At 47.7% G+C, this 24,171-nt stretch carries 26 protein-coding genes and 2 tRNA genes; 11 read left to right on the top strand and 17 right to left on the bottom strand.

Annotation, left to right across the window (positions count from 1 at the left end; translation table 11 throughout):
• The first annotated feature begins 9 nt into the window (after window positions 1-9).
• From ACFQRK_RS03280 to ACFQRK_RS03290, 3 genes are read left to right on the top strand one after another with little or no spacing between them, the layout of a single operon-like run.
• The gene (locus ACFQRK_RS03280; protein ID WP_379003591.1) at window positions 10-1,215 is read left to right on the top strand and encodes a polysaccharide pyruvyl transferase family protein; all 1,206 of its coding nucleotides are present in this window, start codon (window positions 10-12) and stop codon (window positions 1,213-1,215) included.
• Window positions 1,216-1,224: 9 nt separating this feature from the next.
• Window positions 1,225-2,406, top strand: a complete 1,182-nt coding sequence (locus ACFQRK_RS03285; RefSeq protein WP_379003594.1) for a hypothetical protein — start codon at window positions 1,225-1,227, stop codon at window positions 2,404-2,406.
• 43 nt (window positions 2,407-2,449) lie between these two features.
• Window positions 2,450-3,442 carry an LLM class flavin-dependent oxidoreductase gene (locus ACFQRK_RS03290; RefSeq protein WP_379003597.1) on the top strand — a complete coding sequence of 331 codons (993 nt, stop codon included), beginning with the start codon at window positions 2,450-2,452 and terminating at the stop codon, window positions 3,440-3,442.
• Window positions 3,443-3,447: 5 nt separating this feature from the next.
• Here ACFQRK_RS03290 and ACFQRK_RS03295 read toward each other — a convergent pair whose 3' ends face one another.
• Together ACFQRK_RS03295 and ACFQRK_RS03300 are read right to left on the bottom strand one after the other, a co-directional pair.
• Window positions 3,448-4,044 (bottom strand): DUF502 domain-containing protein, encoded by a 597-nt coding sequence (locus ACFQRK_RS03295; protein ID WP_379003599.1) that lies wholly within the window; start codon window positions 4,042-4,044, stop codon window positions 3,448-3,450.
• A gap of 14 nt (window positions 4,045-4,058) precedes the next feature.
• The gene (locus ACFQRK_RS03300) at window positions 4,059-6,524 is read right to left on the bottom strand and encodes a bifunctional UDP-N-acetylmuramoyl-tripeptide:D-alanyl-D-alanine ligase/alanine racemase (RefSeq protein ID WP_379003600.1); all 2,466 of its coding nucleotides are present in this window, start codon (window positions 6,522-6,524) and stop codon (window positions 4,059-4,061) included.
• Between the two features lie 56 nt (window positions 6,525-6,580).
• On the opposite strand from ACFQRK_RS03300, the gene ACFQRK_RS03305 reads away from it, so the two are divergent.
• The 3 genes from ACFQRK_RS03305 to ACFQRK_RS03315 all read left to right on the top strand — a co-directional run bounded on the left by ACFQRK_RS03305 (window position 6,581) and on the right by ACFQRK_RS03315 (window position 7,319).
• The gene (locus ACFQRK_RS03305) at window positions 6,581-7,036 is read left to right on the top strand and encodes a regulatory protein RecX (RefSeq protein ID WP_379003602.1); all 456 of its coding nucleotides are present in this window, start codon (window positions 6,581-6,583) and stop codon (window positions 7,034-7,036) included.
• Between the two features lie 64 nt (window positions 7,037-7,100).
• Window positions 7,101-7,176, top strand: a tRNA-Gly gene (locus ACFQRK_RS03310).
• 57 nt (window positions 7,177-7,233) lie between these two features.
• Window positions 7,234-7,319: transfer RNA gene (locus ACFQRK_RS03315), tRNA-Leu, on the top strand.
• A 48-nt stretch (window positions 7,320-7,367) separates the two neighbouring features.
• Here the strand turns inward: ACFQRK_RS03315 and gldG are convergent.
• The 8 genes from gldG to ACFQRK_RS03355 form a co-directional block, all read right to left on the bottom strand.
• The gene (gene gldG / locus ACFQRK_RS03320) at window positions 7,368-9,776 is read right to left on the bottom strand and encodes a gliding motility-associated ABC transporter substrate-binding protein GldG (protein ID WP_379003604.1); all 2,409 of its coding nucleotides are present in this window, start codon (window positions 9,774-9,776) and stop codon (window positions 7,368-7,370) included.
• A 183-nt stretch (window positions 9,777-9,959) separates the two neighbouring features.
• The gene (locus tag ACFQRK_RS03325) at window positions 9,960-10,328 is read right to left on the bottom strand and encodes a YkvA family protein (protein WP_379003606.1); all 369 of its coding nucleotides are present in this window, start codon (window positions 10,326-10,328) and stop codon (window positions 9,960-9,962) included.
• Between the two features lie 157 nt (window positions 10,329-10,485).
• A complete protein-coding gene (locus ACFQRK_RS03330; RefSeq protein ID WP_379003608.1) occupies window positions 10,486-11,061 on the bottom strand; it encodes a hypothetical protein in 576 nt (191 codons plus the stop codon).
• 81 nt (window positions 11,062-11,142) lie between these two features.
• Window positions 11,143-11,868 (bottom strand): ATP-binding cassette domain-containing protein, encoded by a 726-nt coding sequence (locus tag ACFQRK_RS03335; RefSeq protein ID WP_379003610.1) that lies wholly within the window; start codon window positions 11,866-11,868, stop codon window positions 11,143-11,145.
• A gap of 4 nt (window positions 11,869-11,872) precedes the next feature.
• Complete coding sequence (locus ACFQRK_RS03340) at window positions 11,873-12,814, bottom strand: glycerophosphodiester phosphodiesterase family protein (protein ID WP_379003611.1); 942 nt, start codon at window positions 12,812-12,814, stop codon at window positions 11,873-11,875.
• Between the two features lie 59 nt (window positions 12,815-12,873).
• Window positions 12,874-13,386, bottom strand: coding sequence for a shikimate kinase (locus ACFQRK_RS03345; protein WP_379003613.1), 513 nt, complete (start codon window positions 13,384-13,386; stop codon window positions 12,874-12,876).
• Complete coding sequence (locus ACFQRK_RS03350) at window positions 13,379-14,569, bottom strand: BT_3928 family protein (RefSeq protein ID WP_379003615.1); 1,191 nt, start codon at window positions 14,567-14,569, stop codon at window positions 13,379-13,381. Before ACFQRK_RS03350 ends, ACFQRK_RS03345 begins: the two co-directional genes overlap by 8 nt.
• Window positions 14,570-14,591: 22 nt before the next feature.
• Window positions 14,592-15,134, bottom strand: a complete 543-nt coding sequence (locus ACFQRK_RS03355; RefSeq protein WP_379003617.1) for a DUF1599 domain-containing protein — start codon at window positions 15,132-15,134, stop codon at window positions 14,592-14,594.
• A 546-nt stretch (window positions 15,135-15,680) separates the two neighbouring features.
• Here ACFQRK_RS03355 and ACFQRK_RS03360 point away from each other — a divergent pair.
• Both ACFQRK_RS03360 and ACFQRK_RS03365 read left to right on the top strand, forming a co-directional pair.
• Entirely contained in the window at window positions 15,681-16,457 is a 777-nt protein-coding gene (locus ACFQRK_RS03360; protein ID WP_379003619.1) for a HipA family kinase, read from the top strand.
• Window positions 16,435-16,818, top strand: coding sequence for a DUF3037 domain-containing protein (locus ACFQRK_RS03365; protein ID WP_379003621.1), 384 nt, complete (start codon window positions 16,435-16,437; stop codon window positions 16,816-16,818). Before ACFQRK_RS03360 ends, ACFQRK_RS03365 begins: the two co-directional genes overlap by 23 nt.
• A gap of 12 nt (window positions 16,819-16,830) precedes the next feature.
• Here the strand turns inward: ACFQRK_RS03365 and ACFQRK_RS03370 are convergent, their stop codons facing one another.
• The 5 genes from ACFQRK_RS03370 to ACFQRK_RS03390 form a co-directional block, all read right to left on the bottom strand.
• On the bottom strand, window positions 16,831-17,256 hold the full coding sequence (locus ACFQRK_RS03370; protein WP_379003623.1) for a c-type cytochrome: 426 nt from the start codon (window positions 17,254-17,256) through the stop codon (window positions 16,831-16,833).
• Window positions 17,256-17,900, bottom strand: coding sequence for an SCO family protein (locus tag ACFQRK_RS03375; RefSeq protein WP_379003625.1), 645 nt, complete (start codon window positions 17,898-17,900; stop codon window positions 17,256-17,258). Before ACFQRK_RS03375 ends, ACFQRK_RS03370 begins: the two co-directional genes overlap by 1 nt.
• Before the next feature lie 5 nt (window positions 17,901-17,905).
• The gene (locus ACFQRK_RS03380) at window positions 17,906-18,349 is read right to left on the bottom strand and encodes a transposase (RefSeq protein ID WP_379003627.1); all 444 of its coding nucleotides are present in this window, start codon (window positions 18,347-18,349) and stop codon (window positions 17,906-17,908) included.
• An 84-nt stretch (window positions 18,350-18,433) separates the two neighbouring features.
• On the bottom strand, window positions 18,434-19,072 hold the full coding sequence (locus ACFQRK_RS03385) for a helix-turn-helix domain-containing protein (RefSeq protein ID WP_379003628.1): 639 nt from the start codon (window positions 19,070-19,072) through the stop codon (window positions 18,434-18,436).
• Between the two features lie 14 nt (window positions 19,073-19,086).
• Window positions 19,087-19,581 (bottom strand): DUF4442 domain-containing protein, encoded by a 495-nt coding sequence (locus tag ACFQRK_RS03390; protein ID WP_379003630.1) that lies wholly within the window; start codon window positions 19,579-19,581, stop codon window positions 19,087-19,089.
• A gap of 151 nt (window positions 19,582-19,732) precedes the next feature.
• On the opposite strand from ACFQRK_RS03390, the gene ACFQRK_RS03395 reads away from it, so the two are divergent.
• The 3 genes from ACFQRK_RS03395 (at window position 19,733) to ACFQRK_RS03405 (ending at window position 22,634) form a co-directional block, all read left to right on the top strand.
• Window positions 19,733-20,962 carry an MFS transporter gene (locus ACFQRK_RS03395; RefSeq protein ID WP_379003631.1) on the top strand — a complete coding sequence of 410 codons (1,230 nt, stop codon included), beginning with the start codon at window positions 19,733-19,735 and terminating at the stop codon, window positions 20,960-20,962.
• Between the two features lie 285 nt (window positions 20,963-21,247).
• Window positions 21,248-21,985 carry a CoA transferase subunit A gene (locus ACFQRK_RS03400; RefSeq protein ID WP_379003633.1) on the top strand — a complete coding sequence of 246 codons (738 nt, stop codon included), beginning with the start codon at window positions 21,248-21,250 and terminating at the stop codon, window positions 21,983-21,985.
• Window positions 21,975-22,634 carry a 3-oxoacid CoA-transferase subunit B gene (locus ACFQRK_RS03405; protein ID WP_379004641.1) on the top strand — a complete coding sequence of 220 codons (660 nt, stop codon included), beginning with the start codon at window positions 21,975-21,977 and terminating at the stop codon, window positions 22,632-22,634. Before ACFQRK_RS03400 ends, ACFQRK_RS03405 begins: the two co-directional genes overlap by 11 nt.
• Here the strand turns inward: ACFQRK_RS03405 and ACFQRK_RS03410 are convergent.
• Both ACFQRK_RS03410 and ACFQRK_RS03415 read right to left on the bottom strand, forming a co-directional pair.
• Window positions 22,629-23,282, bottom strand: coding sequence for a uridine kinase (locus ACFQRK_RS03410; RefSeq protein ID WP_379003635.1), 654 nt, complete (start codon window positions 23,280-23,282; stop codon window positions 22,629-22,631). The two genes, ACFQRK_RS03405 and ACFQRK_RS03410, sit on opposite strands and share 6 nt — an antisense overlap.
• On the bottom strand, window positions 23,269-24,162 hold the full coding sequence (locus ACFQRK_RS03415) for a LysM peptidoglycan-binding domain-containing protein (protein WP_379003637.1): 894 nt from the start codon (window positions 24,160-24,162) through the stop codon (window positions 23,269-23,271). The genes ACFQRK_RS03410 and ACFQRK_RS03415 overlap by 14 nt, the downstream gene beginning before the upstream one ends.
• Window positions 24,163-24,171 lie beyond the last annotated feature (9 nt).

Raw genomic sequence — 24,171 nt, forward strand, 5'->3', positions numbered from 1 at the left:
ATTCGTAAATTGACAGAAAAAAACAATATTCTGGTCGTCGGTGCATTTGATCGCTTCAATTATGGCGATCTGTTGTTCCCATTGATTATCGAGGCTCAACTCCATACGTATGGAAAGCCATTTGACGCGTCTTTTTTCGGCATCGTAAACAGTGATTTACGCGCATTGGGAGGCAAGTTAACGGAAGATATTCGGGCGTTTTATCGCCGGTGCAACGAGGGAGGGAACCATACAAGTGTCATCGTAGCCGGAGGCGAAGCTGTCGCGGTTACCTGGAGCTCGTTGCTCTTGGCATTGAACAAGACATTTAAGCGTACGCATCGTTTTCATGGCCGTATCAATAAGGTGTTCGATCTGAATGCCTTCGCTAAGCGCATGTTGCACGGCCAGACCGATCTGCCTTTTGTATTTACCCGTTCGGACTTTCAGAGTGTAGATCATGTGATTTTTAATTCGCTTGGTGGTTCGGAGTTGGACCCCGCAATCTTCGATCGGTATCCCCATCTGCGCGATAAGTTGCGACAGGTGGATTATTTTGCCGTACGGGATCGGGCCACGCAGCGCAACCTGACCGCCCAAGGAGTACAGACCTCCTTATATCCGGACTCGGCAATTCTGATGTCGAAGTTTTATCCAACATCTTTCCTGGATGAGCGGGTCTCTGCGTCGGTTGGACGATACATAGCTGAAAAGCGAGGCACCTACCTGTTTTTTCAGATCAAGGATAATCACGCGAAAAACAATGAGCAACGCATTGCTCAGCAATTGGATGCAATCGTAGATGGGCATCCCGGTGTTCACCTTTGCTTCTGTCCGATCGGGAAGGCACTCAACCACGATGATCACTTGGCATTGCAACGCATCGCACCGTTGTTGAAACATCCATGCACCGTTTTCGACGAAGTGACTATTTGGGACATCATGTGCCTGATTGCAAATGCCAAAGTATATATAGGGACCAGTCTACACGGCGCAATCACAGCGATGAGTTATGCTGTGCCTTATGTCGGAATTACTGTGCCTAAACTCAACAGCTACCTGCAAACATGGGGCGTAGATGGGATAAATCGTACCTTACCGGTGAATGACTTGCTCGGCGGATTCCGGAACGCAATGGGCGTAGATGCGGCATCGCTGGATCAGTCGCGAATACAGCAAATACTTGCTGCGGAGGATTCGTTTTCGCGTATTGAGCGTTTGGTATTGTCTAAATAGCTAACGCGTATGAACCCGCATATCCTGACGCCGGAGGTACAACGTTATTTGCATGAACACGAAGCGGTCCCGCCCAGTGATATTGCAATGCAGAGGAGCCCCTTTGCGGATGTGTCGTCGTTGGAACTCGCCCAGCAACTCGACGCCCGTAAACGCTGTCGGAAAAAGCTGCCCCTCTGGTACAAAACTCCTTACATCTATTATCCCGAAAAAGTTTCAATAGAGCAGGCGTCGTCCGAGGCAACAGCCGATTATAAAGCCGCTCTCATTCCCCCGGCGCAGCGCGTGATTGACCTTACCGGAGGCATGGGCGTCGATGCATTCTTCTTTGCACGCACGGCAAAGATGGTCGTCCACTGCGAAACCAATCAGGCCCTCTCACGGATCGCCCAGCATAATGCGGCTCAGCTGGAAGCAACTCAAATGCAATTTATTGCGACAGATGGCCTGACCTATCTTACGAGTCAAGCCGACGATGCGTTTGACTACCTATATGTGGATCCATCAAGACGGTTAGGACAGCGCAAGGTGTTCAGGCTGGAAGATTGCGAACCGGATGTGGTAGGGGTGCAGGATGAGTTATTGCAAAAGGCAGAGAAAAATCTCATTAAATGCGCTCCATTGCTAGACATTTCGGCCGCCGTGGAACGGCTTCGCAAAGTCAGCGAAGTTCACATAGTCAGTGTCGACAATGAATGTAAGGAATTGCTATTGGTTCGCAGCCGTACGTTTGACGGCATTCCCCGGGTTGTCGTGGCTGCATTGCAGGGCGGCCGTACAGAGACATTGACCTTTGATATTACAGCAGAGAAAACTGCAGTTGCTGAACTCGGTGATCCTGAGCGATATCTGTATGAGCCTGATGCATCGCTCCTGAAATCCGGGGCTTTTAAGTGGATCTCGCAGCACTATGGAATCCGCAAGTTAGGTACACACACGCATCTCTACACCTCTTCACAGCGAATAGCCAATTTCATGGGAAAGATGTTTTGTATAGATAAGGTTGTTCAATATGCTGATTTTAAGAAAAGTAAGTTGCCTGTTCAGGCCTCTGTCACCGCCCGTAATTTTCCGTTGAAAGTGGAAGCTTTGCGCCGTCGCCACCGAATCCGTGATGGTGGCGATGGCCATTTATTCTTTTGCGCAGGAATGGGCGGGCGGCTTTTGGTCATCTTTACATCAAAATGCTGACGACATCTTGCTTCTCATAGCGACAATGCGGTAATTTGTCTGCATGGCTAAACAACTCAAGCTATCCGCATTGGATCTTTCTGTAGTTATTGAAGGTGGTGACGCTGCAACGGCGATCGCTCGTACGGTAGAAGTGGCCCGTCAGGCGGAGCAGCTGGGCTTTGTGCGAATCTGGCTCGCTGAGCACCATAACATGGAATATATTGCCAGTTCGGCGACATCGGTTCTGATAGGCCACGTGGCCGACAAAACCTCAACGATACGCGTCGGATCGGGCGGGATTATGTTACCGAATCATGCACCGTTAGCCATTGCCGAGCAATTCGGTACGCTGGAGACCTTATATCCGGGGCGTATCGATCTCGGATTGGGTAGGGCACCAGGGACGGATCAGTTAACCGCCATGGCCTTACGTCGTAACAATCTGAACACAGCCTACCACTTTCCATCCGACATCAGGGAATTGCAGTTGTATTTCAGCAACGACAACAGCGATGGGCGTGTGCGTGCATTTCCGGGTGAAGGATTGGATATTCCAATCTGGATACTGGGTTCCAGTACTGACAGCGCTTACCTGGCCGCGGAAATGGGCCTGCCTTATGCGTTCGCTGCACATTTTGCACCGGCGCAGTTCCGTGCCGCCATATCCATTTACCGCCAACACTTCAAGCCGTCCGCCCAATTGGACCAGCCTTATGTTCTCGCTTGCGTGAACGTGATCGCGGCCGAAACGGATGAGGAAGCACAAGTGCTGGCCACCAGCATGTATCGCATGTTTTTAGGAATTGTGACCAATACGCGCAGACCCTTGCAGCCACCGGTCCCTTCCATGGACCCATACTGGTCGCCTGATGTGGAAAACGCCGTCAAACAAATGACCGCCTGCACGTTCATCGGAAGCCGGGAGACATTGGCACAGCAGCTCTCCAGATTCGTGACGGAAACCGGCATCGATGAACTCATGACCACCGGCAATATCTACGATCAGGGCGCAAGATTGAAATCGTTTCGGATTCTGAAAGAGGTGCTGTCTTAACCCGGTTACTCCAACCCGCTTACACCGCCCGATACAACGAGTTTCATGGCGTCGGTCGCGCTCATATTCAAGGGCTTTACCCGTTCCGTCTTAACAATTACTACTTGGCCGGCAAACGAATATGAATAGGGGAAATACACAATCACTTCGCCTGCTAGACCGATTTTCCGAAGATCGCGCTGGGTTAGGAAACCAATTTTTTTCAATCCAGTTTCATTCACTTCTACCAGCACGGGTTCGTTAAATTTCTTGGCATCCCCCACAAATGCCTCGGTGAAATCCTTGATCGATGAATACAAAGTGTTGAACAAGGGAATCCGATTAATCAGGTTATTGAACCAGGCGTATATGGGTTCGGTGACGACGTTTGTGAATATCATCCCTACAACAACAAGTACAATGATCACGGTCAATATACCTAACCCAGGTACATAAAGCGGTCTTCCGGTATCGTCCTCCCAGAACCAACCACTTAAGTTGAGCGCCGAGTCAACACTCGCTACAATCCACACAATCATAAACAGCGCCCCGGCCAAGGGCAATGTCACCAAGGTTCCTTTGATCAAATAGTTAAAAAATAGTCGTATCGTTTTATTTTTCATATCGTTAATATTCGCTATCCGTAGTAATACACCCTTTTGACTCGCTGCGATATCCCCGTCAATAACTCATACGGAATGGTGTTGATGGTTTTGGCTAATTTTTCGACATCTCCGAAGACCGTTACTTCATCGCCTTCCCTGACCTGTAGTCCGCTGACATCCACCATCGTCATATCCATGCAAACATCTCCCACGGTAGGCACCGTTGTACCGGCTATAACCATCTGTCCCACACCATTTCCGAAACGTCGGTCATAGCCGTCCGCGTAGCCAATGCTGACGGTGGCAATCGCGCTGTCTCTTGTTAATATACCCCGCCTGCCATATCCCACACTTTCCCCGGCAGGCACTTGTCGTATTTGGATTACGGTCGCTTTCAGGGAACTTGCTGACTGCAGGGGGAGATCCTGCCTGCCTTGATTCTCACCAATGCCATATAATCCGATACCCAGCCGTACCATGTCTAAATGCGATTGGGGCCAACGCTGTATGCCCGCGGTGTTGGCAATGTGCCGAATAACGGGATATCCCAAAGTGGCAGTTAATTGCTCAGCAAATTGTTTAAAAGTAGCAATTTGGGTTTCGGTAAATGCATCGTGTTCGGAATTTCCCGCTGCTGCCAAATGGGAGAAAACCGATTGTACTTTTACGGTAGTTGTTTGCAATAAATACCTAGCTAATAAGTTGATATCTTTCGGTGAGAATCCCAATCGATGCATTCCCGTGTCCAGTTTAAGATGAATGGGATAAGCAAAAAAATTTTTTTCGTTCAATACCCCGACGAATTCCTCTAAAATAGCAAAGCTATAGATCTCCGGTTCCAATCGGTATGCCAAAAGCGCATCAAAAGATGCGGGCCTTGGACTCATCACCATAATGGGCAATTGGATGCCACCTTTCCGTAACTCCACACCTTCGTCTACATAAGCCACAGCCAAATAATCCACGTTATTAAACTGTAGCAGATTGGCTACCTCAAAGCTTCCACTCCCGTAAGAAAAGGCTTTCACCATGGCCATCATCTTAACGGATGGAGGCAGGAGAGTTTTGTATTGATTGAGGTTGTGTTCCACTGCACTCAAGTTAATTTCGAGCACTGTATCGTGCGACTTTGCTGTCAGTAGACGGCTGATCCGTTCAAACGTATATTTCCTGGCACCTTTCAGTAAGATGGCCTCATCTTGAAATGTCAGTGAAGGAAATGCGGCTAGGAATGATTCGGTGTCCGGAAAGGCTTCATGTTTCAGAAAAGCAAATTTGGCTGCGTATTTCGATAGCGAAGGGCCGATGGTTATGAGTCTGCTTATTTTGCTGTTTTTGAGTAAATTGGACACCCTTTCATACATGTCTTCTTCATGAGCCGTCGCGCCAGGGATATCCGATAAAACCAGTGTCAGTTGAGCGTGCTGCTGTTGTTGCTGCAAAAAGTCGAGTGCAATTGCAAGCGATGCAAGATCGTTGCTGTAGCTATCGTCCACAACGGTGCATTGATTTATTCCCTTTTTCATTTCCAGCCGCATTTCAACGGGTTGCAACAATGCCATCCGCTCGGTGACTGCTTTCTGACTGTATCCCATTGCAAGCATGACTGCCCAACAGCATATCGCATTTTCGCGTGCTGCTGCATCGGTGAAGGGGATGATCACGGTGATTTCTTCGCCCAGATACTGGGCATGTATCTGGCAGCGGGTTTCATCCAGCAGTCGATAACCGGTGATGCGTAACGATTCGTCATTCATTCCCCAGGTCAATTGCCGCGCCGTTGTGGGAACGAGCATACCCCGCAGGTATTCCGGCGAAAAAATTGCGGTTTTAGCACCTTCAAAAAGTTTGAGTTTTTCGCTAATTTTCTCGTCGATCGAGGTAAATCCTTCCTCGTGGGCGGGACCAATGTTTGTTAATATGGCAATATCCGGGCGGATCATGCGCTGCAATGCAGCCATTTCTCCCGGGCGACTAATCCCTGCTTCGATAATGGCAAGATCGGCAGTACGATCGAGTTGCCACAGCGACAGAGCGACCCCGATTTGTGAATTGTAGCTTTTTGGACTGCGGGCAATTTGGTAGTCGGGCGATAATAACTGGACCAGCCATTCTTTGACAACCGTTTTTCCATTGCTTCCAGTAACGCCAATTACCGGAAACGTGAAGCGGTCACGGTGGCGCGCTGCAAGCGTTTGGAGCGCCTCCAGGGTGTTCTGTACAATCAGGAAATTTGCTTTCGGAAAGGCATATGGTTCGATCTTGTCTTCAGCCACCACAAAATTACGAATACCTTGATTATAGGCATCGCTGATATATACGTGGCCGTCGCGCCGCCCTTCCAAGGCAAAAAATAACCCATGAACGGTGTCTGAAAGTTTCCTGCTATCATAGAGCAGGGTAGTCACGGTAGCGGCTTCGTCTGCAATAAAACTGCTGACCGTCGGTATCATGGCCGAAATTTGCTGGATGCTGTAAAACCGTTCGTCGATATCCATGGCACGAATTTCAACATTTTTTAGGTACTGATCTAATTTTTTGCCATTTTGGCAAGATGGAGATCCTGGCGGCAAAATTAAAGGCACAGGCGTATTGTGCCTATCAGGAGCGATCACAGCAGGAGGTGCGCGACAAACTTTATAGCTGGGGATTGCATCGCACCGACGTGGAAGAAGTTATCGCCGAGTTGATTGGTGCTAATTTTCTCAACGAAGAGCGGTTTGCATTAGCTTATGCATCGGGCCGGTTTCGTATGAAAGGGTGGGGACGTTACAGAATTAAACAGGGATTGATTCAGAAGTCGGTTTCGCAGCCGCTCATAAAAATGGCTCTGTCCAGTTTGGATGAACGAGAATACCGGGATAAATTGCTTGGTATTCTACAGGCAAAGGGCCGATTGGAGAAAGAAAAGCAACCCCAAAAACGAAAAAATAAATTGTACCAATATGCGTTGAGTAGGGGGTACGAGAGCGAATTGATTGTTGAACTCTTGAGTGACAACGAATTGTGATTTTTTTTAAAAAAATGTTGACAGAAGTGGAAAACTGCACTATATTTGCATCCACAAACAGCAAGCGAAAGTAGCTCAGTTGGTAGAGCGCAACCTTGCCAAGGTTGAGGTCGCGAGTTCGAACCTCGTCTTTCGCTCCAAGAGATCCCTTCTTCTTGCAAAGAGAGAAGGGATTTATTGTTAGTATCAAGTTTGTTGCCTGGATGGTGGAACTGGTAGACACGCAGGACTTAAAATCCTGTTCGCCCTAAAGCGAGTGCGGGTTCGATTCCCGCTCCAGGTACTCAGGCCGCTCGAAATGAGCGGCTTTTTTATTCCTTATTCGCCTGCCCTATATCATGGGTTGCGCATAACGCCGTCTTCGGAGGTACCTTCGCACGAATCCAAACAATACCAGCAGAGCAGGCGGTAAAGCGACATTCACGAGCTGCCAGTACAGGCGCTCGTCACTGATTTTTACCTGATCCAATAACCGCAGCTTAATTTCCTTTCCGCGCAATGCGATGATATCCGCATCGTCGGTTAGATAGTCGATGGCGTTGAGAAGAAAGGACTTGTTGCCATACTGTTGTTCGGTATAGCGGTCCCAGCCGAGGGGATAGGGTGATCCATCGGTAGGGTTGACCTGTCCCCTGAATACATCCCCGTCGGCAATGGCGATCATTTTCGCGGGTTTGCCCTGCACAGGTATTTGAATGGGGGCATTGATTTCAGGAGGAACTGCCCGGTTTAAAAAAGCGGACGGAAACGGTCCTTCCAGCAATGCCGCCACGGCAAAGGGCTTGTTCCTGAACTGTGTTGGATCGGGTGTTTCCTCCACCAGTTGCAGTGAGACCGTTGCCGGTAGATTCAATAATCGTGAGAAGGGGGAGGAATGGAGAATGACCGACTTGTAAATACCCGGTACCGCGATCGTATCCAACGTGCCGGCGAATTCGCTGCGAATACCTTCTAGGTTTTTAACTATGAGATGAGGTGCCGTCGGTATGAATACGGGATGAAATAGCCACGGGGCAAGTTCAATCTGCGCTTGGTTACCTACGTTTCCCATTGCAAGTGGTATTTGGGCGCAATTCATGTCTGCAAGAAGCTGATAGTTAAAGCGTATTCCGTAAGTAAACAACAGGTCATCCAGGTTCAGCTGTCTGGCGATAATCGTTTGTTCCCCGGTCGTGCGCATGCTATCCAGTTCAGCATCTGTTTGGTCAATTGCCCATAGAACATTACCGCCGTTCATAACAAAATGATCGATTTTGAATTTTTCGGCTTCGCTAAACGGCTGGGTTGGCTTGGCCACGACCAATGCGGTCAGTTGGCTGAGCCCTTCGAAAGTAATGCTGTCCAGGTTTACAAATCCCACTTGAAATCCGGTTGTTAACGCCTGAATAGCATCAAAAAGCTGTAGGTTGTTCAGTTCGCCATGTCCTTCGGTAAAGCCGATTAGTGGGCGCCCACCTGAAACAATTTTACGTAGCGCGGATAGTATCGCATATTCCAGATTTTGTATGGAGTTATTCAGCACGGTCTCGTGAGATGCACCGGCTCGGCTTAGCAGTAAGTTTACAGGGATTTCTTGGTCTCCATAAGTAATCAAGGCCGCAGGAAAGATCAATTGCTGAGAAAACCCGGTCTCGGTACGTACATTCAGGTTGGTCGGCGTAATGCCTCGGTCTGCAAGTGCCTCGGTATTCGCTTGCTGTTGCTGGGCATTTCCATCCAGCGGATTGACAACTTCAAAGGTGATCTTACCGGCCGAATAAGACGCTAAGTCGTTCATTAAATCGAGGGCAGATCTTTTTAGCCGTTCGAAACCAGAAGGAAGCTGACCATCAAGCAACAGGGTCAGGTGAACTTTTTGCTGAAGATGGCTTACCGTATGCTTCGACAATGAAGATAGCGTAAACCGTTTCTCTGCTGTGAAATCGATACGGGAAAAATAAAATGATCCAATCACGTTGATCACAATGACTCCTCCGATCAACACGAGCCCAGCGGTTGTTCTTTTTTTTTGCATATTCCGGCTTCTGTTCAAAACCGCATGGGTACACCCCAGAAACACCGCGATCACACTGATGAAATAGAGCGCATCGCGGCTGTCCAATACGCCGCGGCTGATGGCTTCGTAGTGGGATTGGGCGCCCAAACGGGAGACCGAATAAGCTTGGGAACTAAAAAAGGGCGTTTTGCTAAGGGCGTCAAACGCATAGAACAGCAGGAACGATAGAAGCACGGCAATCAGAAAAGAAATGACAGCGTTGCGGCTTAGCGCCGAGGTGAATAAACCGATGGCGGCAAAGACCGCCCCCAAAAGCACCAAACCAAGGTAAGAGCCCAAAAGTGCGCCGGTGTCTATATTTCCTTCAGGTAGCGCCAACCGATAGATCGTATACGCATAGATAAGTGTGGGCAAAAGCGCTAACAGAACGACGGTTAGACTGCCGAGATATTTGCCGATTATTAAATGCCACATACCTATCGGTCGGGTAAGCAATAACTCCCAAGTGCCCTCCGCTTTTTCTCCGGCAATACTTCGCATGGTAATCGCCGGAATAAGGAACATAAAAAGATACGGACTGAGCTGAAAAAAGCTTTCAAGTGTCGCATATCCGTAATCGGGAATGCTTGTGTCTGGAAAAAACCACAACAACAGACCGGTGATCAGCAAAAAAAAACCAATCACCAAATACCCCATAAGCGAATTGAAGTAGGTCGCTATTTCCTTTTTGTAGATACTCAGCAATTTGTTGGCGATTTCAATGCCCCGAAAATAGGGAAATCACATGTATAAAGCAAGCTGAAGCCCACAACGCTTCGGTGGAGGGCATTTCGCTTCTTTGGCTTCCACATGTTCATGCCTCCGCAGCTACCGTAAACGGTATACATTACATACATCTCCCGTCTTTGCGCAAAAAACGAAAACCGACTAACCTGCTAGTCTTGCCTGGGTAAATGCCTTGTACTTCTTGATTTCTTCTGTGAGTTTCGAGACAGCGTACGTAACGATGGTTACATCGTCCATCCATCCCATTAAAGGGAGCACATCAGGCACCGCATCAAGGGGAGAGATAACATAAGCAATCGTCGCGATGATGATCGACAAGTTCCATTTGTTCATGTGATACCGTCCTGCGATTACATCTTTGCTCATTGAGATCAAAAGCCGAAATTCTTCAACTTTTTCATCCAAGTATGCTGATTTGCTTTCTGCCTTAACTAGGTCTTCATCGGAGATCCGATGTCTACGGAATAGTTCGAATAAGCGGATTGCTTTATCTAAATGTGCTTTTTTCATGCCTGTCTAATAATAACCCTGCAAATTTAACCAATTTAAAGATGGAAGTGAACGAATAGATGTGGGGTTTGACGGATCCGCGCACCGCAAATAAAAAACGAAAAACGCGGGCAAGAGACTGCCCGCGCTTTTTTGGTTCGTTTTAATTAGAAATTTTTTATCGCTGCCCCGGGAGATAGATTTGGAAGCCAAGTGCTACTCCTAAGCCGCTTTGACCGGTTGAGCCTGACACAGTAGCTTTGCTATAGTTATAGCCAGCCGAGACTTCAAGCGCAACGCTATTGGTGATAAAATGCGCATACCCTACATTAGCACCAAGTGCCAAGGAAGCACCAGATCCCGGCGAGCTGCCAGAAATACCTACATCACCTTGCGCAAAGAATCGACCCGTTGCGCTGGATCCTTGAGGGAAATAGTAGCGTACAAACGGAGCAACTCCATATCCCCAAACGTCATCGTCATCGGGTACCGTCGCCAACGAGCCGATTAGTCCCAATCCGATTGCCACACCATCTGAAACAAAATATCCTGCACGAGGATTCAAACTGATATTGAAATTTTCCCCTTCAAAACTGTATCCCAAACTTCCTAAGCTTCCGCCGACAATCCAATTACCCTTTTGAACAGGGGTCATTCCCACATTGGCTGACGTCTGAGGTTTATTGATCTCCTGCGCGTTTGCTGTAATTACACCCGCTAAAAATAATGCTGAAAATAAAAGTACACGTTTCATGGTTTTTTCGTTTTTAGTGTTAAATCTTAACATGAATAGTTTTAACTACATACGATAGTAACACAAAACGTGCCATATTGTTTAAGTTAAGGTAGAAGAAGAGGCCGTAAGCCGGATGAAGAGCGATTCCAAATTCGCATCGGGGTACGTTTCTGCCAATGTATCCAAGGGGAAATCGGCAACGATTTGCCCTTGGTGGATGACGACAACGTCGTCGCAAATGGCTTCTACTTCCTGCATGATGTGAGTAGATAGCAAAACGGTTTTTTTCCGACTCAGCCGCTTAATCAACGAACGGATATCCTTTAGTTGGTTGGGGTCCAATCCAGATGTGGGCTCATCCAGAATCAAGACATCGGGGTCGTGCAAAATGGCTTGAGATAGGCCGACGCGTTGGCGATAACCCTTAGACAGTTGGTTGATTTTCTTGTGCTGTTCGGTGTCCAATCCAGTTAAAGAAATCACTTCGGCAATTCGTTCCCTCGGATTGACGATCCCATATAGCCCAGCTGCAAAGGTCAGCGCTTCCTGCACATACATATCCAGATAGAGCGGGTTATTCTCCGGCAAATAGCCTATATGCCGGCGCGCCGCTAGGCCCGCCCGCTGAATATCAAAGCCACAAATAGATACCCGGCCGGATGTAGGGGGAATGCTGCCCGACAACATTTTCATGGTTGTCGATTTTCCTGCACCGTTAGGTCCCAGAAAGCCCAGAATCCGTCCCGGCTTGGCCGCAAAGGAAATCCCTTTTACTGCAGGATACGTGCCATAGAACTTGTGAAGGTCAGCAACTTGAATAGACATGTGGTTACTTGATAAAAGAAGAAGTTAACTTATTTTTAATTCGGTAACTCTGTAACGCTCTACCTGCTTCGAGAGGTCGGTCGGTCGATAGAATGTCTGCACCTCGCTCCACGAATGCCGTGTACACCGTATCTCCACGCGCCGCCGCCTGTTTGTCTAGGTTGCCGGTGGTGCCTAGGATACACAAAATGCCGTGTCCATGGAGAAGATCGTAAAGTGCCTGGTCTGCCTCGCGTGTACCGACAAAAGCGACAAGGCGATTATCAGGAATGTTTCGATCATTTAACCTTAGCAGGTCGCTGGCCGACCGGATCGAAGCGGAGATCATCACATCGGGGGCGAGCTGGTGAACCGTTGCCGCTTGGTCTGCGCTATAGGTAATGATCACACAGTAGGCTTCGGCTTTGTTGCGCCTTATCGCGTCTATTACCGCCGCGTACGGGACATCGCGTTTTACATCTAAAGTAAAAATGACTTTTCCTGCACCCCATTGAAGGGTTTCGTCGAGCGTCGGTATCCGGTAAGAGGTGACGTTGCCCGCTGGATCTTTCAACTTAAGTTTTTTGAGTGCGGAAAACTTGATATCCCGCAGTCGACCCGATCCGGTGGTTGTCCGATCAAGAGTTTCATCGTGCATAAGAACCAGCACGTCATCTTTGGTCGACCGTATGTCACACTCGATAATTAAGGGTTGCCGCCGGAAATTGTTTTCGAAAGTTTCCAAGGCATTTTCCGGAAAGCCTTCAGATGGGCCTCCCCGATGTGCACTGATTAGTGGATAACGTTTTTCGTGATAGGTAAGGAAGCGATACAATTCATCGACCGTGGCAAGGTCTATGCGATGGTTATGATATCGGAAATCGCCGCCTATGTTCGATGGCAGGCAGGCCACGAAGAACGAAGCCAAGAACGAAAGGATCAAGAGCCGGGTAGCATACCACACCATAATAAAGGATCGAGCTAAAATGGTAAACGGCAATAAAGATAGCGATTTCCGAGCGAAAATCAGCGAATCAGGTTTTCCAATTCTTCCAGTTGAAGCGACAGATGATTAACGATGTGCGTCGCCCGCTCATAAAAAGGAGTACGATCCCTAAGTTTTGATTCAATATCTGCCAACAATTCTTGTCCAGATAATCCTCTTAAGGCGGGTCGCGAAGCAATATCGGTTTGCATCAGTCTGTCCCATAAAGCTTTTGGAGGTAGATAGAAATAGACGGTTGTCCCGATGCCGTTCATCCAATCCATGTTGTCGAAATAGCAAGGAGTACCGCCTCCAGTGGAAACCACTGCCGGTTCATCCAATGGAAGGTTTTTTAACGTTTGACTTTCAATCTGGCGGAATGCCGGTTCCCCGTATTGCGTAAAATAATCGGCAATCGGCATTCCTATTTTAGTAACGATCACGTCGTCCAGGTCGATGAATGCCCGGCCGGTTTTCGTCGCAAGTTTTCGCCCCCAAGTGGTTTTGCCGCTTCCCATAAAGCCAACTAAAAAGACCGGTTTAATCTCATTCATCTTCATAGGCTTTACGGAAGTACAGACTATCCAGTGTGTCATAATCTGGCAGTGTATGGTAGTGCCATTTATCGATCACGGTTCCGTGCTGCATCAATAATACGCCCGGGTTAGCTCGGACCATGCTCTTTAGAGGTACTGCATCGGCATAAAATATTTCGGCGAGGAGGTTCAGTTCATCGCTGATTTGTTCGGCTTTTTGGGTGCTGCTTGCGGTCAATAAAATAGCGCGTATGTTATAGGCCTCTGCCGCATTCATGACCAGCGCGTTGATTTTACGCAAGGCCTCCAGGTTGGTTTTTTCCAAATTCCAGGCCACGATGATAAGATTATAATACGGATTCTCGATCAGTTCCTGCGTGACGTCGTCTCCGTTGGCATCGTTAATCAGCAAATCAGGTATAAGAACCTGATAACCTTTTTTGATAAGTTTGCTTTCCGGATCGCCGATAATTTCCCAATTTTCGTCTTTCCACAATTCTTCGGTGAGGTAAACCTTGTCAGACACTTTTTTCTCTTCTCCTGAGATCTTATTTTTCAACGTGTAAATAATCTCATATTGATCACCCACTTCCCCTTCCGGCAGCGTCATCAGCTTGGGTAGGTTATTGCCTTTTTTATAAGGTAAAAAATCAATAAATGGTAGAAAATTAAGCGTATAAATACCAATTCCCAGTGAAATCACCACAACGACCACAGTAACAATCGACTGTGTATACCGGTCTGAAATGAGCGGCGTGATTTGCTTTCGGTTGACGAAGATAACGAGAATCAAGAGCAGCAACACGAGGTCTTTACCGAACGATTGCCACGGGGTAAGCGGGATGGCATCACCAAAGCAGCCGCAGGAGGTTACCACTTCAAAGAATGCAGAGTAGAATGTGAGAAAGGTGAAAAACAGAATCAGCAGCAATAATCCCCAAGCGACGGTCCGGCCCCACAAGCCTAGGAGCAGGAGCACACCCAATACAATTTCGAGGCCGCAGATGATCACGGCGATCGCAACTGCATATTCATTGAGGAAATGCGTGCCGAAAACGTGGAAATACTCTTCCAGCTTATAGCCGAACCCGGTGGGGTCATTGGCTTTGATAAAACCGGAGAAAACGAAGAGCAATCCGGTGACGATCCGGGAAAATACTAACAGATAATTGGTGCGTGTATAGGTATGAGATGTTTGCATTTGTGATCGGCTTTAAAAATGGTTAACCAGCGGCAAGCCCCAGTTTAATAAGCGCAAAGACCGCATAGTTGAGCATATCCTGATAGTTCGCTTTGACGCCTTCGGAGGCAACAGTTAATCCCTCATTGTTTTCAATTTGCTTTACCCGATAGATCTTCATCAGAATCAGGTCGGTAAGTGAGGTAAGCCGCATATCCCGCCAAGCTTCGCCATAATCATGATTTTTCGCAAACATCAGTTCCTTGGTTTCCGCTATCACCTGATTGTATTTTTCGACTACCTCGGGTAGGGGAAGGTTTTCATTCCGGTTGTCTGCCAATGCTAATTGTATAATAGCAATGACGCAATAGTTTACGATACCGATATACTCTTCCTGCACGCCATCACCGACTTTGGATACGCCTTTTTCCTCCAGCGTGCGAACGCGCTGGGCTTTGATATATAGCTGATCGGTGATAGACGGGAGCCGCATGATCCGCCAGGCGGTACCATAATCGGTTGTTTTCTTCTCAAATAGTTGCTGGCAATGCCCGATGATGCGGTCGTATTGTGCTGAAGTGTCCATATGATAGTAGCAAAGATAAGAAGATTTGGTTGATGAACGTGATCCTGAAGCTCCAAAGCTTTGATCAATCAATTTTTTTACCTTTGCAAAGCAGCCTGTCCGAGAATCTTCATCCTGAGACAGTAGATATTCCCTGGTTAACCTTTGGTAGACACCAAGTTCAGACCTTCTTTCCTATGACACAGTATTCCAACTAAAGTAAGTCGGCGATAAGTCCAGTTTTTCCCAGTAAAAATTGGATTCATATTGGACTTATACTGGACTCATATTGGACTCATTGAGAAGAAAGCACGGTGTAGGTACCTAGATGGTACGGACCATTCCGTGCATGGTGTGTAATCATCTTGTTTAAAATCGTGCGTCTTTGCTTATTCTTTATAAGGCAGAATGGCGATTGCCGGCCGGATCAGATTGACAGATCAAAAATAGTCAGATTAACTGACAATTCCTAATTAAGTAACCGCGATCAAGCAACCATAATTCTCGCATTGTATGGCGGCTTGGAATTGAGATACAAGTTATCTAAGTTTGGGCGTGGATAAATCAATGATACGAACGGTGCAGGTGACCCGCTACGTCACCCCACTGCGGGAAGGGGGATCGCTTCCGGCGATTGCTGAGGCAGACGATGGATTTCTGTATGCACTCAAATTCCGGGGAGCGGGGCAGGGCAGTAAAGCCCTGATCGCTGAATTGCTGGGGGGAGAGATTGCGCGTATACTGGGACTTCGCGTGCCCGAAATTGTATTTGCAGAATTGGACGAAGCCTTTGGACGTACGGAACCCGACGAAGAGATACAGGATTTGCTAAGGGCGAGTACAGGGTTGAATCTAGCCTTACACTATCTCTCAGGAGCGATCACTTTTGACCCGGTGATTAATAAATTGGATGAGGGCCTGGCATCCCGCATTGTTTGGCTGGACTGTCTGCTTACCAACGTAGATCGGACCGTCCGCAACACCAATATGCTGATGTGGCATAAAGAGCTATGGCTGATAGATCATGGTGCATCGCTGTATTTTCACCACTCGTGGGATAATTGGCAGGAGCAGGCTGTTAAGCCGTTCATTCAAGTAAAAGATCACGTGTTATTGCCGTGGGCAACGCAGTTGGATAAGGCGGATGATGAACTAAAATCTAAACTTACAGATCCGGTAATCCGGACCATCGTCGAGCTGATTCCGGATGCATGGCTGGGCACTCAGGAGGGGATACCGCCCTCGGAAGCCAGGGAGGTTTACGCGCGTTTTTTGGAGATGCGGATCACTGCATCAGGGGTTTTTGTTAAAGAAGCACAAGATGCCAGGAAAGGAATTGTTTGAGTACGCGGTAATCCGTTGGGTGCCGAGGGTTGAGCGTGAGGAGTTCGTTAATATTGGCGTGGTGCTTTATTCGCGCAGCCAACGTTTTCTCGATATGAAGTATATCCTGCCTGCCGAAAAGTTGGGTGCGTTTTATCCGTCGTATGATGCCAGTGAATTAGCGGCGTGTCTCGCCGCGTTTCATCTGATCTGCATGGGCGATCGCGCGGGCGGCCCGATTGCGGCGTTACCTCCGGCGGAACGTTTCCGATGGCTTACGGCAAAACGCAGCACGGTCATCCAGCTTTCAGCTGTGCATCCCGGACTTTGTGTGGATGCCAGAAACAAGCTCGACGACCTGTTTGATGCGTTGGTATTGTAAGCCGATTTTTTGTTAATTACATGCAGCCAATGCCTCTTGCACTTCTTCCAACGTAAAGAGACCCATTTCGTTACCAAACGAGTTGCCGATGTAAGTAAGGACGTATGCTATTTCAACCGGAGTAAGCTGCGGGTTGGGTGGCATCTCTGTATCGAACGTTTTTCCCTGGATTTCGATCGGGGAGGAAATCCCGTTTTTTACAATGCAGGGAAGCTGTTCCCGTTGCCCGATCAGAAACGTGCTGTCCGTTAGTGGGGGATACAGGTCGCCCAGTCCTTCGCCCTTAGCTCCGTGGCAATTCATACAATACGTCTTATATAATTTTTGTCCGTTAACCGCGTATTGTGCCGTACGGATCGTTTCCTCACTTTGGCACGCATGGAACAGGATATATATAGATAACAAGGCTGTGCCCCAATATAAAGACGCGTTACGCATTATTCATATTCTTTCAAGAGAATTGCCAGCTCGTCAAGCAACAACTGTACTTGCTCGTCGTTTGTGCCATCGTAGGCACCACGGATATGCCGGTTACTGTCGACTAGCAGCAAGTATCCGGAATGATCGTATCCGCCGGGAACGTTACTGTCTTCCTTGGTGTAAACCATATAGCTATCGGCCAAATTATAGACAGCCGCTTTGGCACCGGTAACAAATTGCCACTGGTCATTAGTAACACCGAGTTTTTCGGCGTACGATTTAAGTACAGATGGCGAATCGTGCCGGAAGTCAATGCTGTGAGAAAGAAATTTTACACGCTCATCGCCTTTATACTTTTCGTATACTTTCAGCAGATTACGCTGCATGGTGGGGCAAATGCTGGGACAGTGCGTAAAGAAAAAATTTGCGATATAAACGCCGTTCTCAAATTGTTGGTTGTCGATGAACACACTGTCTTGGTTTAATAGCCGAAAATCGGGGATGCTATGATATAAGGTGTCTGTAACGGTTTTTCCGTCGACAACCTTGGTCACCGGATCCCGAGAACCCAATATAGGAAGCGTTTTCGAAGTTTGGTTGTTGCATCCGGCACTGACAGCCAGCGCACAACTGCCTATCAACGAGAAAAGTAGGTTACGCATCGCCATTAGAATTTAGCCAGTTTATCGGTAGCCTCTTTCGATACTTCGTCAAACAACTGCTTCATCTCTTTCACTTTTTCAACTTCGTCCTGATAATAGTTTTTGATTTCCTCGGGCGATTTGTCCTGGGGGTCTACATTGAAAGCCGTCATCCAATTCATCATGGAATCGGTTGCCAACTCAAGCCGATTTTTTAGCCCGGTCAAATCCGATCGGGTTTGAGCGGTGTCTAAATCGGGTTGAGATTCCTGTAATTGCGGTAAATTGGCCAATATCGAGTCGATTTTTATGGTATTTCGATCGAATACGCTAATCTGCGGCATAATTTCGTCATGCACAGCGATTGCTTCCTCCCGCAACCGGTCAATTTCGCCGGTTTCGTTGCTGCCATTGCTGCAAGCTGCCACTAAGAGTAAACCGGTACTGATCAATGAGATGGTATGTTTCATTCGTAAAAAATTAATCCTATGCTTCATGGAACCCGCATTCATGCTTCCTGCGGACGGACATGGGCGGGTTTCACGTTATTCCTACTAGGGGGTGCCAGACAAAGATAGGGAAAAATATTCTTCCCGCTCGCCGCTGTGTACGTCAATAACGCCGGCAACAATGAGGTTGACAAGAATTCGTTGCGTTTTACGCCGGGATAACTGAAGGTGCTCGCAAAGCTCCCGTAGACGCGATTTGGGATGACTCAGCATGTACGCCAATAATTCTTTCTCTTTGTCCGTGTAGTTAATGAAAACTCCGTTTGGCCGGCTGCTCTGATGCAGCACGTCCACAACCACTTTGCCGGCTAACATGCTCTTATCTCGTACGCGGACATATACCCACCACTTTTGATCTTCACCAAGCGCATAGTGGGGTTTGGTATCGCTTTCTGCAATTTCGGCCAGTAATATTAATTTATCATCTACGTAAATTTCCTCGAAATGGATATCAATTGCCGGGCGGCAATACAAATTGCCCGCCTGTTGTAGCATATACCGCTCTTCATCTTCATTTTTTACACCTTTGATCTGCCCGTTGTCAGCTACGCCAACCAGTAGTTTTCCGCCTTTGTTGTTGGCAAAAGCAACCAGCGTTTTGGCAATTTTCTCGTAGCTGCTGATTTTATTTTTAAAATCAAGCTGCTCGCCTTCGCCCTGCAATATCAACGTTTTAATATTCACGTCTATCTTTTTGTTTACGTGTTTGCTTTCTGTTTATCCTCTGTTTTTTTGCGACCGATGTCTTTGATGTATACTTCGTTTTGCATGATGGCGCATGCTTCACCGTATCTATCCCTGAGGACGATAGGATAGGTTTTAACAAATTTACCTTGTTTGTTAAGTGCTTGTTCCGCGTTATGGATATCTTTTGCGTTCAGATCGATCCGGAAAAACAGCGCTGTGCGGGCTGGTTTAAGGTATTGGATCGATGCACTTTTTAACCATACGACGGTTTTAAACCCCTTCCGTCGAAATAGTTGATCAAATAATAAGGCATAGAACGGATCGGCGGCAGCATAGATAGTGCCTCCGAAAATAGAGCCGTTGTAGTTATGGTTCAGTAAGCTTTTATGGATTTTTACTTCTACTGAGGTAAAGCCTTTGCCGAAGCGTTGCACCCAAATCCGCTGGAAAAAAAAGGGGGGGTATAACCGCATGATCCATTTCAGTGTATTTTCCGACAGCCCCATGAGACCACTAAGTTAATTACAAATTTTGAAAACTCCGCGTGGAAAGCACCCCGTCTACAGATGAATGAAACGCGCATGTCGACGACCGAAGCGAAGGGCGATGAAAATGCAGATGAAAAGTTTAATTTAGCGCCGTAAAAATTTAAGTTCCATGACCAAAAAGAACCTGTCGGAAACCAAAAATGTGTGGTTGTTGGTAATTGTGGCTGCATTGGGCTATTTCGTTGACATCTACGATCTCGTGGTTTTTTCCATTGTCCGCGTACAAAGTTTTCAGGACATCGGTATACCCGAAGCCGATATGCGAGTAGATGGTGAGTATGTGCTCAATATGCAGATGGGCGGATTGTTAGTGGGAGGCATATTGTGGGGGATATTAGGGGATCGTTTTGGACGGATTAAGGTGCTATTCGGCTCCATCCTGATGTATTCTTTGGCCAATATAGCCAATGGTTTTGTACAGGATATCCATTCATATGCGGTGATCCGCCTCATCGCAGGCGTCGGGCTCGCCGGTGAACTGGGAGCGGGAATTACGTTGGTTAGTGAAAGCATGCAGAAAGACAAGCGCGGCTACGGTACGATGGTCGTGGCTTCCGTGGGGGTACTCGGCGCTGTTGCGGCGTATTATGTATCGGAGCTCTTCGATTGGCGTAATGCTTATTTTGCTGGCGGGGCGATGGGGTTATTGCTGCTTATTTTACGTGTGGGAACCTTTGAATCGAATATGTTTAAAGGAGTTGCAAACAAAGAAGTGGAAAAAGGCAGGCTCAGTATGTTATTCGCTAATAAAGAACGGTTTAAAAAGTATATCTACTGTCTTTTGATCGGGTTGCCGATTTGGTTTGTCGTGGGGATATTGGTTACGCAGGCACCCGAATTCGGCAAGGCGCTCGGAGCCCCTATTACATTGAGTGCGGGTAAAGGGATACTGTTCACCTACTTAGGCCTTTCAATTGGTGACGTTGCAGCGGGGCTGTTTGCACAGCTGACCAAGTCGAGAAGACTGGCCGTATTTCTTTTTCAGGTACTCATTATAGCCACGTCGGTGTGGTATCTGAGCAGCGATGGACTTACCGAGGACCAGTTCCATTGGATTGCCTTCTTTATGGGGATTTCAATTGGTTATTGGGCAACGTTTGTAACCATTGCTTCCGAACAATTTGGTACGAATCTCCGCGCGACGGTAACGACTACCGCTCCGAATTTTGTGCGCGGCGCATTAATCCCGTCTACCTTATTGTTTGAGTACTTTGTTAAACACTCGAATATCATTACGGCCGCTTACATCATGATCTTCCTGCTAACGGGAGTTGCGATATTTGCGCTTAGCCAATTAAAAGAAAGTTTTAATAAGGATTTAGATTTCGTGGAACGGTAATCACCGTTTGGGGCATTTTTTACATTGTTTTCCACGCTTATACTTTTTGCAGCATTTTTTGAAATCACAACCGCAACCCTCCCGGTAAGGGTTGAATCCCTTAAATACCTCGGGGTCTACGGGGCGGGAAGGACCCGCTGGCTGCTCTACCGAAAGAAAAGAAACCTCCTCAAACATCACACGGCAAATTTAGCGTTTAATTTAGAAAAAGTCTAGTTAAGATGAAAAAAATGTTTTGACGCAGTTTGGTTGCAATAAGAATAAGTTTCGTAACTTGTGAATGGTATGATCAATAAAGTAGTAAAGAACGCAGCGGAAGCGATCGCAGACGTTACGGATGGGATGACGCTGATGTTGGGCGGATTCGGTCTATGTGGTATCCCTGAAAACTGCATCGACGAACTGGCAAAAAGGGGAATTTCAGGACTCACCTGCATTTCAAATAATGCCGGGGTCGATGATTTCGGTATCGGGTTGCTGCTGCGGAGGCATCAGGTTAAAAAAATGATTGCTTCATACGTTGGCGAAAATGTCGAGTTTGAACGCCAGTTATTGAGCGGGGAACTGGAGGTGGAGTTGATCCCTCAGGGTACATTAGCCACGAGATGTTTAGCTGCAGGGTACGGAATGCCGGCTATTTTCACACCCGCGGGGGTGGGTACTGAAGTAGCCCTTGGTAAAGAAGTACGTAATTTCGGTGGTAAGGACTATCTGCTGGAAATGGCTTTTGACGCGGACTTTGCACTGGTAAAGGCTTGGCGGGGTGATACCGCGGGTAATCTCATATACCGAAAAACGGCCCGCAATTTCAATCCGGTAATGGCGATGGCGGGTAAGGTAACGGTGGCCGAGGTGGAGGAATTGGTTCCTGCGGGCACACTTGATCCCGATCAGATCCATACACCAGGCATTTACGTTCACAGGATTTTTCAGGGCGTGGACTATGAAAAGCGGATTGAACAGCGGACAGTTCGTAAATACGAAGGATTGGATGTCAACAAAGCGGAAGATTATGCTGGATAAAGATGGAATCGCGAGGCGAATAGCGAGGGAAATCAGGGACGGCTATTACGTTAATCTGGGTATTGGTATCCCCACGTTGGTCGCTAATTATATCCCTGAAGACATTCATGTCGTGCTCCAATCGGAAAATGGATTGTTGGGAATGGGGCCGTTTCCCTACGAAGGGGCAGAAGATGCAGATCTGATCAACGCGGGTAAGCAGACCATCACCATGTTACCCGGTTCTGCGGTATTTGACTCCGCAATGAGTTTCGGTATGATCAGGGCACAGAAGGTAGATCTTACGATATTGGGTGCCATGGAGGTATCGGAATACGGCGACATTGCCAACTGGAAGATTCCGGGTAAATTGGTAAAGGGAATGGGTGGGGCTATGGACTTAGTAGCTTCAGCCAAAAACATCATCGTGGCGATGCAGCAGGTCAATAAAGCGGGGGAGAGCAAATTGCTTCCACGCTGTACCCTGCCGCTAACCGGCATACGCTGCATCCGTAAGGTGGTGACCGAGTTGGCTGTTTTTGAAATCGATATTGAAAAGGGGGGATTTCATCTGATTGAGCGCGCGCCGGGTGTGAGCGTTGATGAAATACGGAATGCGACCGCTGGCCGGTTCTTCGCAACCGATAACGTGCCCGAAATGCAGTTATGACGGATGGTTCAATCCCGGTACAATATTCCGCAGTTCCGCGGATATTTCATCGGTGATCGCGATGATGGGAGCGGGATCGTCGGTATTGTTGATGACGATGCGGTCACACTGCTCCCTAAACGGGAGAAGATATTGGCGGTAGGCCGGCACTACGTGATTTACCCATTTATACCGTACATCTTCTTCGTGGTATCCGCGCTCGACCAGATCGCGTTTCAAGCGTCGTTGCAGGGCAATGTCCGGCTCCGCATGTAGAAATATCCGATGATTGAGCAGGTTATTGATCTCCTCATAAAAGAAAATAAACAAACCTTCGACAATCAAAAGGGGGGCCGGCCGGATTACGATGGTTTTGGGCTTCAGGGCCGGGTTATTAAAGGTGTATTCCTCACGGCATACGGTATGCCCCTCGAAAAGTAAGCGAATGTCCCGATAGAAGGCATTCCGATCGATTGCGGTCGGTACATCGAAGTTATAGCGTTTATTTTCCTCCTGTGTTTTGGTGTGGGCGGGTATGTAATAGTCGTCCTGCGATATCAAGGCTATTTCGTGGCTGGCAAAATGGTTGACGAAGCAGTTAAGGAAAAACGTTTTCCCCGATCCACTGCTCCCTGCGATGCCAACTACGTACGGTTTAGTTGCCGTCATTTGGGGCGCCATAGGCAATTTCGACTTGAAAACGTCTGTCCAACACGCCGATGAGGGATGCGGCTGACTTGGAAATAACAACGATGGCATTCTGGGTTTCTGCTGTATCGGCAAACTTACCGACCACTTTGGCAAAGGTGGTGCGATTGGTCATCGGGTTGGTGATTTTGATCACGGTACCGATAGGTGCCGTTTTATGCAAGGCTAACATACTCCCGCCCTCCTGGTTGAGGTCATCGATCCAAACGCCGATGCCTTTTTGAGTCATTTCCCGGATGCCATATCGGTTTGCGGGTATTTCCACGTCTTCCCCTTCGGCTTCCGTGGCAGCGGTGTCCGTCACGATGAGATCACTCACTTTCGGCGCAGGTGGGGGAAGTTCTTTGCTCGGGATTTTCAGGATCTGGCCTACCTTCAGCGAATCTCCGTTAAGTCCATTCGCGCGTTTGATACTTTCAACCGAAATGATGAATCGTTTTGAGATGGTAAACAAGGTCTCACCTTTGCCTACTTTATATGCGGTGTACTCACCCTGTGCTAATACGGGAACCTGGGCCGGTGATTGTTGCTGAACGTCCGCCGGAGCAGTTGTAGCGGCGGACGCGTGGGCTCCCATCGGAATGTGTACCGTATCGCCTACTTTCAGTGACTTATTTCCGTTGGCGGCGATGATCTGTTTTACGGGAATCCCGTAATGCCGACTTAATCCATAGTACGTTTCCTTGGCTTCCAGTTGATGGACAATGATTTTTCTGCCATTTTCATATTTTACACCAATAGAGTCCAATGGTGAGGCAATGGCGGTTGTTAATCCGCAGCCCAATAATAGGACAATAAAAAAAGGTACGCGGTATAAATAGGCTTGATATTGTATAGTCATGTTAAAATT

Source organism: Parapedobacter sp. GCM10030251 (assembly GCF_042666505.1).
In the GTDB taxonomy this organism is placed as follows: domain Bacteria; phylum Bacteroidota; class Bacteroidia; order Sphingobacteriales; family Sphingobacteriaceae; genus Parapedobacter.

Bases quoted from the DNA above. Each gene is read 5' to 3' on its own strand.
- ACFQRK_RS03300 (WP_379003600.1), bottom strand. From the start codon at position 6,524: ATGGATATCGACGAACGGTTTTACAGCATCCAGCAAATTTCGGCCATG.
- ACFQRK_RS03375 (WP_379003625.1), bottom strand. From the start codon at position 17,900: ATGCGTAACCTACTTTTCTCGTTGATAGGCAGTTGTGCGCTGGCTGTC.
- ACFQRK_RS03415 (WP_379003637.1), bottom strand. From the start codon at position 24,162: ATGACTATACAATATCAAGCCTATTTATACCGCGTACCTTTTTTTATT.
- ACFQRK_RS03410 (WP_379003635.1), bottom strand. From the start codon at position 23,282: ATGACGGCAACTAAACCGTACGTAGTTGGCATCGCAGGGAGCAGTGGA.
- ACFQRK_RS03380 (WP_379003627.1), bottom strand. From the start codon at position 18,349: ATGAAACATACCATCTCATTGATCAGTACCGGTTTACTCTTAGTGGCA.
- ACFQRK_RS03305 (WP_379003602.1), top strand. From the start codon at position 6,581: ATGGAGATCCTGGCGGCAAAATTAAAGGCACAGGCGTATTGTGCCTAT.
- ACFQRK_RS03330 (WP_379003608.1), bottom strand. From the start codon at position 11,061: ATGAAACGTGTACTTTTATTTTCAGCATTATTTTTAGCGGGTGTAATT.
- ACFQRK_RS03290 (WP_379003597.1), top strand. From the start codon at position 2,450: ATGGCTAAACAACTCAAGCTATCCGCATTGGATCTTTCTGTAGTTATT.
- ACFQRK_RS03345 (WP_379003613.1), bottom strand. From the start codon at position 13,386: ATGAATGAGATTAAACCGGTCTTTTTAGTTGGCTTTATGGGAAGCGGC.
- ACFQRK_RS03350 (WP_379003615.1), bottom strand. From the start codon at position 14,569: ATGCAAACATCTCATACCTATACACGCACCAATTATCTGTTAGTATTT.
- ACFQRK_RS03360 (WP_379003619.1), top strand. From the start codon at position 15,681: ATGATACGAACGGTGCAGGTGACCCGCTACGTCACCCCACTGCGGGAA.
- ACFQRK_RS03400 (WP_379003633.1), top strand. From the start codon at position 21,248: ATGATCAATAAAGTAGTAAAGAACGCAGCGGAAGCGATCGCAGACGTT.
- ACFQRK_RS03355 (WP_379003617.1), bottom strand. From the start codon at position 15,134: ATGGACACTTCAGCACAATACGACCGCATCATCGGGCATTGCCAGCAA.
- ACFQRK_RS03370 (WP_379003623.1), bottom strand. From the start codon at position 17,256: ATGCGTAACGCGTCTTTATATTGGGGCACAGCCTTGTTATCTATATAT.
- ACFQRK_RS03405 (WP_379004641.1), top strand. From the start codon at position 21,975: ATGCTGGATAAAGATGGAATCGCGAGGCGAATAGCGAGGGAAATCAGG.
- ACFQRK_RS03395 (WP_379003631.1), top strand. From the start codon at position 19,733: ATGACCAAAAAGAACCTGTCGGAAACCAAAAATGTGTGGTTGTTGGTA.
- ACFQRK_RS03295 (WP_379003599.1), bottom strand. From the start codon at position 4,044: ATGAAAAATAAAACGATACGACTATTTTTTAACTATTTGATCAAAGGA.
- ACFQRK_RS03285 (WP_379003594.1), top strand. From the start codon at position 1,225: ATGAACCCGCATATCCTGACGCCGGAGGTACAACGTTATTTGCATGAA.
- ACFQRK_RS03325 (WP_379003606.1), bottom strand. From the start codon at position 10,328: ATGAAAAAAGCACATTTAGATAAAGCAATCCGCTTATTCGAACTATTC.
- ACFQRK_RS03390 (WP_379003630.1), bottom strand. From the start codon at position 19,581: ATGGGGCTGTCGGAAAATACACTGAAATGGATCATGCGGTTATACCCC.
- ACFQRK_RS03335 (WP_379003610.1), bottom strand. From the start codon at position 11,868: ATGTCTATTCAAGTTGCTGACCTTCACAAGTTCTATGGCACGTATCCT.
- ACFQRK_RS03340 (WP_379003611.1), bottom strand. From the start codon at position 12,814: ATGGTGTGGTATGCTACCCGGCTCTTGATCCTTTCGTTCTTGGCTTCG.
- ACFQRK_RS03365 (WP_379003621.1), top strand. From the start codon at position 16,435: ATGCCAGGAAAGGAATTGTTTGAGTACGCGGTAATCCGTTGGGTGCCG.